General features: G+C 67.1%; 11 protein-coding genes and 1 pseudogene. 4 read left to right on the plus strand and 8 right to left on the minus strand.

The window, feature by feature from the left end; all coding sequences use genetic code 11:
- The first annotated feature begins 153 nt into the window (after window positions 1-153).
- Together mdoH and ENN83_RS04375 are read left to right on the plus strand one after the other, a co-directional pair.
- Window positions 154-1,926, plus strand: coding sequence for a glucans biosynthesis glucosyltransferase MdoH (gene mdoH, locus ENN83_RS04370; RefSeq protein WP_287184462.1), 1,773 nt, complete (start codon window positions 154-156; stop codon window positions 1,924-1,926).
- The gene (locus ENN83_RS04375; protein ID WP_287184464.1) at window positions 1,913-3,115 is read left to right on the plus strand and encodes an OpgC family protein; all 1,203 of its coding nucleotides are present in this window, start codon (window positions 1,913-1,915) and stop codon (window positions 3,113-3,115) included. Before mdoH ends, ENN83_RS04375 begins: the two co-directional genes overlap by 14 nt.
- 4 nt (window positions 3,116-3,119) lie before the next feature.
- On the opposite strand, the gene ENN83_RS04380 is transcribed toward ENN83_RS04375, so the two are convergent.
- The 8 genes and pseudogenes from ENN83_RS04380 to ENN83_RS04410 all read right to left on the minus strand — a co-directional run bounded on the left by ENN83_RS04380 (window position 3,120) and on the right by ENN83_RS04410 (window position 10,505).
- Entirely contained in the window at window positions 3,120-3,416 is a 297-nt protein-coding gene (locus ENN83_RS04380) for a formylglycine-generating enzyme family protein (RefSeq protein ID WP_287184467.1), read from the minus strand.
- Window positions 3,417-3,469: 53 nt separating this feature from the next.
- Window positions 3,470-3,658: pseudogene (locus tag ENN83_RS17110) on the minus strand (peptidase C14, caspase catalytic subunit p20); the annotation flags it as partial.
- 259 nt (window positions 3,659-3,917) lie between these two features.
- Entirely contained in the window at window positions 3,918-4,877 is a 960-nt protein-coding gene (locus ENN83_RS04385; RefSeq protein WP_287184470.1) for an ABC transporter ATP-binding protein, read from the minus strand.
- Entirely contained in the window at window positions 4,874-5,839 is a 966-nt protein-coding gene (locus ENN83_RS04390; RefSeq protein ID WP_287184473.1) for an ABC transporter ATP-binding protein, read from the minus strand. The genes ENN83_RS04385 and ENN83_RS04390 overlap by 4 nt, the downstream gene beginning before the upstream one ends.
- A gap of 4 nt (window positions 5,840-5,843) precedes the next feature.
- Window positions 5,844-6,746, minus strand: a complete 903-nt coding sequence (locus ENN83_RS04395; protein ID WP_287184474.1) for an ABC transporter permease subunit — start codon at window positions 6,744-6,746, stop codon at window positions 5,844-5,846.
- Window positions 6,743-7,753: an ABC transporter permease subunit gene (locus tag ENN83_RS04400; protein WP_287184476.1), complete on the minus strand. Its 1,011-nt coding sequence runs from the start codon at window positions 7,751-7,753 to the stop codon at window positions 6,743-6,745. Before ENN83_RS04400 ends, ENN83_RS04395 begins: the two co-directional genes overlap by 4 nt.
- The gene (locus tag ENN83_RS04405; protein WP_287184478.1) at window positions 7,750-8,847 is read right to left on the minus strand and encodes a M24 family metallopeptidase; all 1,098 of its coding nucleotides are present in this window, start codon (window positions 8,845-8,847) and stop codon (window positions 7,750-7,752) included. The genes ENN83_RS04400 and ENN83_RS04405 overlap by 4 nt, the downstream gene beginning before the upstream one ends.
- A gap of 65 nt (window positions 8,848-8,912) precedes the next feature.
- Window positions 8,913-10,505 (minus strand): ABC transporter substrate-binding protein, encoded by a 1,593-nt coding sequence (locus ENN83_RS04410; RefSeq protein WP_287184481.1) that lies wholly within the window; start codon window positions 10,503-10,505, stop codon window positions 8,913-8,915.
- Between the two features lie 586 nt (window positions 10,506-11,091).
- On the opposite strand from ENN83_RS04410, the gene ENN83_RS04415 reads away from it, so the two are divergent.
- The gene (locus tag ENN83_RS04415) at window positions 11,092-11,385 is read left to right on the plus strand and encodes a hypothetical protein (RefSeq protein ID WP_287184484.1); all 294 of its coding nucleotides are present in this window, start codon (window positions 11,092-11,094) and stop codon (window positions 11,383-11,385) included.
- Between the two features lie 29 nt (window positions 11,386-11,414).
- Window positions 11,415-11,513, plus strand: a 99-nt coding sequence (locus ENN83_RS16915) for a hypothetical protein (protein WP_349760096.1), incomplete at its 3' end; no start/stop codon positions are given.

An 11,513-nucleotide genomic window follows, 5' to 3' on the forward strand; every position in this document is an offset into this window, starting at 1 on the left:
CCTCGACCGCGGTCGAGGACATGCACTGGGCGCCGCCTTTCGCGCCGATGGAGATGCCACGCCAGGTGCTGGAATCCCCGCACCGCGCTGGCGTGCTCGCCTGGCTGACGCGGCTCTTGCTGCGTCCGGTCCAGCACGGCTGAGTCCCCCGGCATGGCCCGTGTTCCCACCCCCGATTTCCGGACGCTGACGCTCAGGACCGCAGCGATCGGCTTTGTCGTGCTTGCGGCGGGGGCGGCCGCGGCCTTGCTGGCCGCCGCCTCGACCGAGGACGGTGTGCATCTGTGGGATGTGGTGCGCACCACGCTGATCTTCGTGACCACGGCCTGGCTTGCCTGGGGAGCGGCGGGGGCCTTTGTCGGCCTGCCGAACCGGCGCCGCGGCGTCGTGCCGCCGCCATTGACCCTTCCGCAACCGCCGACCGTGGTGCTGGTGCCGATCTGCAACGAGGACCCGGTGACGACCTTTGCACGGATCGCCGCGATGGACGGCTCGATCCGGGCGGCGGGGCTGAATGTGAACATCGCGATCCTGTCGGACACCCGCGACGACCTGGCCGCGGCGCGCGAGCGGGATGCCTTCGCCCGCTTGCTGGCCGAGACCGGCGGTGCGGGGCGGTTGTTCTATCGCCGCCGCATGGACAACCGCGGCCGCAAGGCGGGCAATATCGAGGATTTCATCCGCACGTCCGGCGCGGCCTACCGGTTTGCCGTGATCCTCGACGCCGACAGCCTGATGGAGGGTGAGACGATCCGCCATCTGATCGCGCGGATGCAGGCCGACCCGAAACTGGGGCTATTGCAGACATTGCCGAAAATCATCGGCGCGCGTTCGCTGTTCGGCCGCGCGATGCAGTTCTCGGCTGCTTTCCACGCGCCTGTCTTCGCCCGCGGGCTGGCGCGGATGCAGGGCGCGACCGGGCCGTTCTGGGGCCATAACGCCATCGTCCGGGTCAAGGCCTTCGCCGAAAGCTGCGGGCTTCCCGTGCTGAATGGCCAGCCCCCGTTCGGTGGGCACATCCTCAGCCACGACTATGTCGAGGCGGCGCTGCTGGCGCGCGCGGGATGGAAGGTGGAACTTGACGAGACCATCGAAGGTTCGTTCGAGGAAGGCCCGGACAACATCCTTGCCCATGCCCGGCGCGACCGCCGCTGGTGCCAGGGCAACCTTCAACATGCACGCCTTCTGGCGGCCCCCGGCCTTGCCCCCTGGAGCCGGTTCGTCTTTGTCCAGGGCATCTTTGCCTATGTCGCCTCGCTGTTCTGGGGCGCGTTCCTCATCGCCTCGATCGCGGCCACCGTGACGGCACCGCCGCCGAACTATTTCCCTGAACCCTACCAGCTTTTCCCGGTCTTCCCCTCGGACCGGACCAAGGAAATCGTGACGCTCGCACTGGGGATCGTGGGGCTCTTGCTGCTGCCCAAGCTTTCGATCCTGGGCGCTGCCGCGCTGTCCGACCGGACAAGAGGCTTTGGCGGAAAGGCACGGGCCGCAGGCGCGGTGCTGGCCGAGATCGTGCTGTCCTCGCTGCTGGCGCCGGTGATGCTGATGTATCAGTCCCGCGCGGTGATGCAGGTGCTGGCGGGGCGCGATGGCGGCTGGCCCGCCAACCAGCGCGGCGAGGGGCGTCTGGGCCTCGGCCAGAGCCTGGTGGCAGGGTTCTGGATCTTTGCCGGGGGCGCGATCGTGCTGGCCGCGGTCAAGACGCTCGCCCCGTCGCTGGCGATCTGGCTGCTGCCGATCTGCCTGCCGATGCTGGCCGCACCGTTTCTGATCTGGGCCAGTTCGCACCCGATTGCCCGCGGTCTTTTCACCACCCCCGAGGAGACCGACCCCAGCCCGGTGATCCGCTCCTTCCACCGCTGGCAGGCGCGCTTGAGCCAGCCCGCCGCGCAGCCGAAGGAGGCCCTCGATGCCGCCGCGTGAGCCCGAACCCCGGCTCAAGCGGCCACGCGATCCGCGGATCGACGCATTCCGCGGCCTCGCGCTGGTGATGATCTTCGTCAACCACGCGCCCGGGAACCCCTACGAGCAATTCACCAGCCGGAATTTCGGCTTCTCCGACGCGGCCGAGGCGTTTTTCGTGATGTCGGGCATCGCGGCGGCGCTGGCCTATTCGGCGCGCTTCGAGCGGGGCGCGCTGGCGCAGAACGGGCTATGGGCGGCGGTCCGGCCGGTCTGGGGGCGGGCATGGACGCTGTATCTGACGCAGCTCTTCCTGACGGCCTGGGCCATCGCGATCTTCGCCTGGGGTGCGACCACCTTCGGGCTGCCGGAGCTGCTGACCAAGATCAACCTGAGGCAGGTCTTCCAGAACACCGAAGCGGCGCTGATCGGCATTCCGGCGCTGACGCATCAACTGGGCTATGTCAACATCCTGCCCGCCTATGCGGTGCTGCTGCTGGCCACGCCGCTGGCCCTCCATATCGGGCTGCGCAGCGCGGTTGCACTGGCGTTGATCGCGGCGATCCTGTGGTTCTGCGCCGGGTTCTACCGGCTCAACCTGCCGAACTATCCCAATCCGGGCGGCTGGTTCTTCAACCCGCTGTCCTGGCAGGCACTGTTCTTCACCGGCCTTCTGATCGGGCTGCGCCTGCGCGAAGGCAAGCGGCTGGTGCCGAAATCGGCGATCCTGTTCGCGCTGGCGGCGGGTTATCTGGTCCTTGTGATCTGCTGGATGAAGATCGGCCCGCTGGGCCAGTGGATGAACAACCAGCTTTGGCAGCTTGGCAAGGCCGGGGCGCCGTTCCACCTGATCTCGCATAACAAGACCTATCTGGCCCTGCCCCGCCTTCTGCATATCCTGGCGCTCGTCTATGTGCTGTCCTGCATTCCGGCCGTCACGCGCCTTACGGGAAGTATCGCGTTGGCGCCGCTCAGGCTGCTGGGACGGCAGGGATTGTTGACCTTCGCCTCCGGTACGCTGATCGCGCTGTTTCTCCAGGTGATCTTCCAGGGCTCTCCCGATGAGGTCTGGCTGCGCTGGGCGCTGCCGCCGCTGGGGGTTCTGGCCTTGCTGGCGATCGCGGCGCTGCGCGAGGCCGCGTCCCGGCCCCGATCCCGCCCCGAGGCTGCGCCGCGCGCCTCCGCGGGGGCGACGGTTCCGGCCGAATGACGGTTCAGGGCGCAGGCCGGACGACGCGCATCCCGACATTCGCCTGCCGCTGCGCTGCGGGGATGCCCACGCGGTAGGTGACGCGCAGATTGGCCAGCGGATCGTCCCATGATCCGCCGCGCAAGACGCGGCCGGAACACAGTCCCTCGGTGCGCGCGCTGCCATCGGCGGCTGCGCCCCGGTGGCTGTCGTTCCAGCAATCCGCCGTCCATTCCCACAAGTTGCCGGCAAGATCGAATAGCCCGTATCCTGCGCCGTGTCGTCGGGCGGCGGGGGGGGCTGCGGGGGCAAGGTAGACCATGGGCGTTGCCGCCCGGCGATCATCTCGAACACATCCGCATGCACTCGGGTCATCATCGCGTTGATCTCCAGCCCCGCGGTCGCGACATGATCCAGCACCGCCTCGGTGAATGGACTGTGCCGCCCTGCCCCGTCAAAGGCGACGCGGCCCGGATCGGTGGCGAATCCCACGAACAACCCTCCGGCCGTCTCGACCGGCGCCAGCCCCCGGCCCGGAAGCGCCGTGGACCGCGCCTGACCCATGGCGCGCGAAAGCTGCGTCCCGAACGGGTTGTCGCGGCGACCGCTTCGGCGTCATTGCCCGGGTTCGGAAGCGCGGGCGCCATGTCATGGGCCCCGTTGCCGACCACCTCCGCCACGCGCCGCTCGGCCAGCCCCGGCAGGGCCGTAAGGAAAAGGATCACGATCCCGACAATGATCCGCATGGTTCCCGCTTGCGCTGTCTCCCTGACACAAGGGTAGCGATTGGCTGGGCGTTTGGCCAAGGCCGTGGTCCCGGACCTCAGCCCCCCTCGGGGAAGAAACAGGCGACCTTGTGCCCGTCGCCCACCAGCTCCGGCTGTTCGGCGCGGCAGCGGTCTTGCGCCTTCCAGCAGCGCGCGGCGAAGGCGCAGCCGGGCGGGATGTTCAGCGGCGAGGGCAGTTCGCCGGTCAGCTTGATCCGCTCCTTGCGGCGGGCGGGGTCGGCCACCGGCGTCGCGGACAGCAGCGCGCTTGTATAGGGGTGGCGGGGCTGGCCGAACACCGCGTCCTTGGTGCCGGTCTCGACCGCGCGGCCGAGATACATCACCATGACTTCGTCGCAGACATGGCGCACCACCGACAGGTCGTGCGAGATGAAGAGATAGGTCAGCCCCAGACGGTCCTGCAGGTCGAGCAGCAGGTTCAGGATCTGGCTCTGCACCGAGAGGTCCAGCGCCGAGACGGGTTCGTCCAGCACCAGAACCCTGGGCTCCAGCATCAGCGCGCGGGCGACCGCGATGCGCTGGCGCTGCCCGCCCGAGAACATGTGCGGGTAGCGGTCGTAGAACTCGGGGCGCAGGCCCACCAGCCCCATCACCTCGCGCACCTTCGCCTCGCGCTCGGCGCGGGTCATGTCGGGGCGGTTGATCTTGAGCGGTTCGGACAGGATCGCGCTGATCCGCTGGCGCGGGTTGAGCGAGCCGTAGGGGTCCTGGAACACGATCTGGACGGCGTCGCGGTGCACGTCCCACCGGTCGGGCGTGATCTCGACCCCGTCGATGGAAAACCGGCCCGCTGTCGGCGACTCGATCATCGTGATGACCCGGGCCAGCGTGGACTTGCCGCAACCCGACTCGCCCACCACCGCCAGCGTCTTGCCGCGCGGGATGGCAAAGCTCACCTCGGACAGCGCGCGGATCTCGCGCGGCTTGCCGAAAAGCCCGCCGCCCACCTCGTAGAACCGCGACAGGCCCTCGGCCCGGACGACGGGATCGCTCATGCCCGGCCCTCCAGCGGGTGATGGCACCGCGCAAGGCCCAGATCGGGCGCGTGGACGGGCGGCGGCGTGGTGCGGCACAGATCGTCGGCAAAGGTGCAGCGCGGCGCAAAGAGGCAGCCCCCGGGCCGGTCGAACTGGCCCGGCACCACGCCCGGAATGGTCGGCAAGAGCCGCGTCGTGGCGCGTTCGGGCAGCGCGGCCAGCAGCGCCGAGGTATAGGGGTGGTGGGGCGTGGCAAACAGCGAGTCCACGGGTTGTTCCTCGACCTTCTGGCCGGCATATTGAACGCTGACCCTGCGCGCGGTCTCGGCCACCACGCCCATGTCGTGGGTGATCAGGATCAGCGCCATGCCGGTCTCGGCCTGCAACTCGGTAAGCAGATCGAGGATCTGGGCCTGGATCGTCACGTCGAGCGCGGTGGTGGGTTCGTCGGCGATCAACAGGCGCGGGCGGCAGGCGATGGCCATGGCGATCATCACCCGCTGGCTCATCCCCCCCGACAACTGGTGCGGATAGGCGTTCAGGCGGCGGGCGGGATCGGGGATGCCCACCATCTCCATCAGTTCCAGCGCGCGGGCCTCGCGGGCGCGGGCATCCAGCCCCAGATGCTTCTTCAGCCCCTCCTTGATCTGGAAGCCCACGGTGAAGCAGGGGTTCAGCGAGGACATCGGCTCCTGAAAGATCATCGCGATGTCCTTGCCGATGAACCGGCGCCGGGTGCGTGGGGCAAGCTTGCGCAGATCCTGCCCGTCAAAGCTCATCTCGTCGGCGGTGACCGTCGCGGTCCAGGGCAGAAGCCCCATCAGCGCCAGCATCGACACCGACTTGCCCGAACCGCTTTCGCCGACGACGGCCAGGATGTCGCCGGTCTCGACCGCCACGTCGACGCCATCCACCGCGCGGAAGCTGCCCGAGGCGGTGGCGAACTCGACGGTGAGGTTGCGGATCGACAGAAGCGCCATGCCCTCAGCTCCGCTTCAGCTTGGGATCGAGCGCGTCGCGCAACCCGTCGCCCATCAGGTTGATGGCAAGCACGGTCACCAGGATCGCCACGCCGGGGAAGGTCACGACCCACCAGGCGCGCAGGATGAACTCGCGCGCCTCGGCCAGCATCGTGCCCCATTCGGGCGTGGGGGGCTGCGCGCCCATGCCCAGAAAGCCCAGCGCGGCCGCGTCCAGGATCGCGGTGGAAAACGACAGCGCCGCCTGCACTATGATCGGGGCAAGGCAATTGGGCAGCACGGTGACGAACATCAGCCGCGGCAGTTTCGCCCCCGCCACCCGCGCGGCCACGACATAGTCGCGCGTGCGCTCCGACAGGACCGAGGCCCGCGTCAGCCGCACGTAATGGGGTTGCAGCACCAGCGCGATGGCGATCATCGCGTTGGTCAGCGACGGGCCCAGAATCGCCACCAGAACCAGCGCCAGCAGAAGCGAGGGAAAGGCAAGGATCACGTCCATCAGCCGCATGATGAGCGTGTCCAGCCATTTCGGCGCAAAGCCCGCGATCAGCCCCAGCAGGATGCCGCCCGAGGCCGCGACCACCACCACCACGATGCCCACGAAAAACGAGAACCGCGCGCCGTGGATCAACCGCGAAAGCATGTCCCGGCCAAGCGGATCGGTGCCCAGCGGAAAGGCCCAGCTCCCGCCCTCGGCCCAGGCCGGCGGCAGCAGGGTGGACTGGCGGAACTGCTCGGTCGGGTCGTAGGGGGCCAGAAGCGGCGCGAACAGCGCAACGACGACGAAGACCGCAAAGACGTAAAGCCCGATCACCGCCCCGCGGTTCTCGCGGAAATAGAACCAGAATTCGGCCAGCCGGCCTTGCCGGACCGGGACCGTGCCGCGCACGTCGGGTCCCGCCGTCATTTCCGCGCCCTGATCTTGGGGTTGATGAGGCTGTAAACGATGTCCACCGTCAGGTTCACCACCATCACCATCGACGCGATCAGCAAAAGCCCCCCCTGCACCACCGGGTAGTCGCGGCGGAAGATGGAATCGACCATCCACTTGCCGATACCCGGCCAGGAAAAGATCGTCTCGGTCAGGATCGCGCCGGCCAGCAGCGTGCCGACCGACAGACCGATCACGGTGATGACCGGGATCATCGCATTGCGCAGCGCGTGCAGCCCGTTGACCCGGAGCGGCGACAGGCCCTTGGCGCGGGCGGTGCGGATATAATCCTCGGACAGCACCTCGAGCATGGCCGACCGGGTCTGGCGCGCGATCACCGCCAGCGGGATCGTGCCCAGAACGATGGTCGGCAGGATCAGGTGGCGGACGGCCGAGCCAAAGGCGCCGTCCTGCCCCGACAACAGGGAATCGATCAGCATGAAGCCCGTCACCTGCGGGAAGTAATAGATCAGGTCCATCCGCCCCGAGACCGGCGTCCAGCCCAGATTGCCCGAGAAGACGATGATCAGCAGCAGCGCCCACCAGAAGATCGGCATCGAATAGCCCACCAGCGCCGTGGACATCAGCACCCGATCGAACAGCTTGCCACGGTTGACCGCAGCGATCACGCCCGCGGGCAGGCCGATCGCTACGGCGAAGACGATGGCGCAGAGCGACAGTTCCAGCGTGGCGGGAAACAGCGCGAAGAATTCGTCCCAGACCGGGCGCTTGGTGACGTAGGAGGTGCCAAGATCGCCCTGAAGCACGCCCGTCAGGTAGTTCCAGAACTGCACCGGCAGCGGCTGGTCGAAGCCGAACTGCCGATAAAGCTCGGCATAGCGTTCCTCGGTCAGGCCGCGTTCGCCCGCCATCACGACGATCGGATCGCCCGGCAGGACGCGGATAAAGGCGAAGGAAATCAGCGTGACGCCCAGAAAGGTGGGCAGGAAGGTCAGCAGGCGGGCGAGCAGATACCGGATCATGGGGCGGTCACTATCAACTCGCAGGGGAAACTGGTCAATGACCGGCAGCCTGCTTCCGTCACCAGAATGTCATCCTCGATACGCACGCCGAAGCCGCCGATCCGGTAAAGGCCCGGCTCGTTGGTGAAGACCATGCCCGGTTCCAGCACCTGATGGTTGCCGCGCATGATACAGGGCGCCTCATGCACCTCGCGGCCCAGCCCGTGGCCGGTCTTGGTGCGGATGCGGTCGGCGAAGGGCGCAGCCTCGAGCACCGATGTCACCGCGTCGTCCACCTGATGCGCCGTAGCACGCGGGCGCGTGACCGAATGGCCCGCCAGATTGGCGCGCAGAACGGTGTCGTAGACATGTTCGGCCTCGTCGGTCGCATGTCCGACGAAGACGGTGCGGGTGATGTCGGCGCAGAACCCGCCCCAGCGCGCGCCGAAATCCAGCAGCAGCGCATCGCCCGGCCGGATCGCGTAATCGGGCCTTGCATGGGCATGGGGCAGCGCGGAATTGTCGGCCGCGGCCACGATCGGGTGAAAGGCCATATCCTTGGCCCCGTCTGCGAACAGCGCCTGCACCAGCAGGCTTTCGACCTGCTTCTCGGTCTGCCCCATGCGCAGGTTGTCCAGCACATTGGCCAGTGCGCGTTCGGAAATCTCGATGGTGCGCTCCAGCGCGGCGATCTCGGCCGAGGTCTTGCGGATGCGCAGCCCCGAGATCTCACGTTCGGCATCGACGATCCGCAGGCCCGGATACGCGGCGGTCAGCGCGTGGTGGACGAAGACGCGCATAACCTGACCCTCGACCGCAAGGCTGGACAGCGCCATGTGGCGGGCCAGCGCGTCGAAGGCGGGCTGATATCCGTCCTGGTCGCGCCAGTCGAAGACCGTGCCGGGAAAATCCAGATGGGCAAAGGAGCCCAGTTCCAGATTCGGCACCACGGCTGCGGGCGCCCCCTCGGCGGGGATAAGCAGGACAAGCGGGCGTTCGTTGCTGTGAAAGCCGTGGCCCGTCATGCGGGTGAAATTCGGGCCGGGCACGAGTGCGAGCGCATCCACCCCAAGCCTTGCCGCAAGCGCGGCATATTCCGAAAGTCTCGGCCCCATGCCATTGAAATCCCGATAAACTCTGGCGGGGCCTGCAAGAGGCCCCGCCCGGACTTGTCAGGCCGTCACTCGGCCAGGCTCACATCGGTAAAGATGTGCCCGCCCAGCGGATGCACCGTGTAGCCCTCGACCTCGGGGCGCACGGGCATGAACACGACCGAATGCGCGATGGTCGCCCAGGGCGCCTGCTCCTTGAAGATGACCTGCGCCTCTTCGTAAAGCGCGGTGCGCTCGGCCACATCGGCGGTGATCTTGGCCTTCTGGATCACGTCCTCGAAAGGCTGGTAGCACCATTGTGCACGGTTTGCCCCGCCCACCCCGTCGCAACCCAGAAGCACCGCGAGGAAGTTGTCCGGGTCGCCATTGTCGCCGGTCCAGCCCAGCAGCACCGCACCGTCGCGGTCCACCGAGGACGAGCGTTCAAGGTATTCGCCCCATTCACAGGACACGATCTCGACCCCAACGCCGATCGCCGCGAAATCCGCCTGGATCAGTTCCGCCATGCGCCGCGCATTCGGGTTGTAGGGCCGCTGAACCGGCATCGCCCAGACCTTCATCGAAAGGTCGGTGATCCCCTCTTCGGCCAGCATGGCCCTGGCCGCCTCGGGATCGTAGGGATCGTCCACGATGGCGTCATTGTAGGACCAAAGGGTCGGCGGGACCGGGTTCTTGGCCACCTCGCCCGAGCCCTGGAACACCACGTCGATGATCGCCTGCTTGTCGATCGCCATGTTCAGGGCCTTGCGCACCTTCGGGTTGTCGAAGGGCGGGATCTTGGTGTTATAGGCAAGATAGCCCACGTTCAGCCCTTCCTGCTCCAGCACGGTAATGCCGGGATCGTCCTTCATCGCCTGAACGTCGGCGGGGTTCGGATAAGGCATGACGTGGCATTCGCCGGCCTTCAGCTTCTGGTAGCGCACCGATGCATCGGGCGTGATGGCAAAGACCAGGTTCTCGACCTTGGGCTTGCCCGCGTCCCAGTACTCGGCATTGCGCTGGTAGCGGATCACCGCGTCCTTCTGGTAGGCGACGAAGCGGAACGGACCGGTGCCGATGGGCTGCTGGTTCAGCATCTCGGGCGTGCCCGCGGCCAGCATCGCATCGGCATATTCCGCCGAAAGGATCGACGCGAAATCCATCGCCATGTTTGCGATGAAGGGCGCCTCGGGACGGTTCAGGATGAATTTCACCGTGTAGTCGTCGACCTTCTCGATCGACGCGATGAGGTCCGGCATCGACATGCCGTTGAAATATTCCCAAGTGCCGCCCGAGACCTGGTTATAGGGATTGTCCGCCTTCCACTGCCGCTCGAAGGTGAAGATCACGTCATCGGCGTTGAAGTCGCGACCCGGCGTGAAGCGGTCGTTGGAATGGAACTTCACGCCTTGCCGCAGCTTGAAGGTGTATTCCAGCCCGTCATCGGACACTTCGTAGCTTTCGGCAAGACCGGGGACGACATTGGTGGTGCCCGTCTCGAATTCCACCAGCCGGTTGTAGACCGGATGCGAGGAGGCATCGAACGTCGTGCCCGCCGTGTAGAGCGCAGGGTCGAAGCCTTCGGGCGAACCTTCGGAGCAATAGACAAGGGTCTGGGCAGACGCGCCCGCGCCGATCAGCGCCAGCATGCCGGCCGAAGCCATGAGGTTTCTCGGTTTCATCGTGATCTCCCTTTGGATCTTGATGTGGGTGCCTGTTTGCGGCCGCTCGCGGCCTCGCACGCGTCTTGTGAACGGGGTGCAGGGTCCAGGCCCGGCGCTGGGCCCGATGCATGGACCCTGAAGGATGACGGGTGCCTGACGGCGGCTTTCCCGTCGGGGGCAGTTGCGGGCGATGGCTGGCTCGATGCATCGACATATCACGCTCCAACCTGCCCGTCCGGCGATGCGACCCCGCTCGGATCATGCCCGCGGGAAAAGGCCCGATGGCAGGTCTCTGGCAGATGCTCCATGTCCGACACCCTGTCCCCGTTGAACGGGGCGGTGTGGGCCGTGCTGGGCCTTGGGCGCGCCTTTGGCGTCATTCGAGTCCTCTCCCGAAGCCGTAGTGAACCCCATTGGCGCGCCGAAGAAAACCCGTTCCTGCACGTCATTTCCCAAACACCCGCCCGGCACGGAAGCACAGCGTCCATCGCGTCGGGTCGCAGCGCCGGACGCCCCCTGACCGAGCAGTCAATTTCGCCTTTGGTATTGCAGTGCTGACCGCCAATCCGTCCCAAGATTGCCGAGGGGACCGGGAGGATCGGACTTGGAACATCGACGCGGCAGCGCCGGACCGGCGGCGGCAGCGCGGGACGCTGGGCAGCTGCGCCATGGCTGGAACCCGTTCGCCTCGCTCAAGGGGCGGTTGGGGCTCGGCGCCGGGATGATCGGGTTGGTCGCGATCCTTTCCGGGGCTCTGACCCTTCACGGGATGGGCGAGGTCTCGCAGCGGATCACCGAATCGCTGAACGCAGAGCGGCGCATCGCGCGCTATTCGGTGCTGTCCACGCAGATCTCGGCCTTCATCGCGATATCGGCCGCGAGTTGCGCACGCCGCTGACAGTCATACTGCTGGAATCGGAACCGGGCGTGCGCGGGGCTGGCGATGCACGGGTCGGGTTCGAGACGATCCGCGACCGCGCCCGGCGGCTGGGGCGCCGGATCGACGACATGCTGCGGGTGGCGCGC

Origin of the sequence: Rhodovulum sp. (assembly GCF_011048875.1) — a bacterium.
Taxonomy (GTDB): domain Bacteria; phylum Pseudomonadota; class Alphaproteobacteria; order Rhodobacterales; family Rhodobacteraceae; genus Rhodovulum; species Rhodovulum tesquicola.

Bases quoted from the DNA above. Each gene is read 5' to 3' on its own strand.
- ENN83_RS04380 (WP_287184467.1), bottom strand. From the start codon at position 3,416: ATGGTCTACCTTGCCCCCGCAGCCCCCCCCGCCGCCCGACGACACGGC.
- ENN83_RS04375 (WP_287184464.1), top strand. From the start codon at position 1,913: ATGCCGCCGCGTGAGCCCGAACCCCGGCTCAAGCGGCCACGCGATCCG.
- ENN83_RS04405 (WP_287184478.1), bottom strand. From the start codon at position 8,847: ATGGGGCCGAGACTTTCGGAATATGCCGCGCTTGCGGCAAGGCTTGGG.
- ENN83_RS04395 (WP_287184474.1), bottom strand. From the start codon at position 6,746: ATGACGGCGGGACCCGACGTGCGCGGCACGGTCCCGGTCCGGCAAGGC.
- ENN83_RS04410 (WP_287184481.1), bottom strand. From the start codon at position 10,505: ATGAAACCGAGAAACCTCATGGCTTCGGCCGGCATGCTGGCGCTGATC.
- mdoH (WP_287184462.1), top strand. From the start codon at position 154: ATGGCCCGTGTTCCCACCCCCGATTTCCGGACGCTGACGCTCAGGACC.
- ENN83_RS04400 (WP_287184476.1), bottom strand. From the start codon at position 7,753: ATGATCCGGTATCTGCTCGCCCGCCTGCTGACCTTCCTGCCCACCTTT.
- ENN83_RS04390 (WP_287184473.1), bottom strand. From the start codon at position 5,839: ATGGCGCTTCTGTCGATCCGCAACCTCACCGTCGAGTTCGCCACCGCC.
- ENN83_RS04385 (WP_287184470.1), bottom strand. From the start codon at position 4,877: ATGAGCGATCCCGTCGTCCGGGCCGAGGGCCTGTCGCGGTTCTACGAG.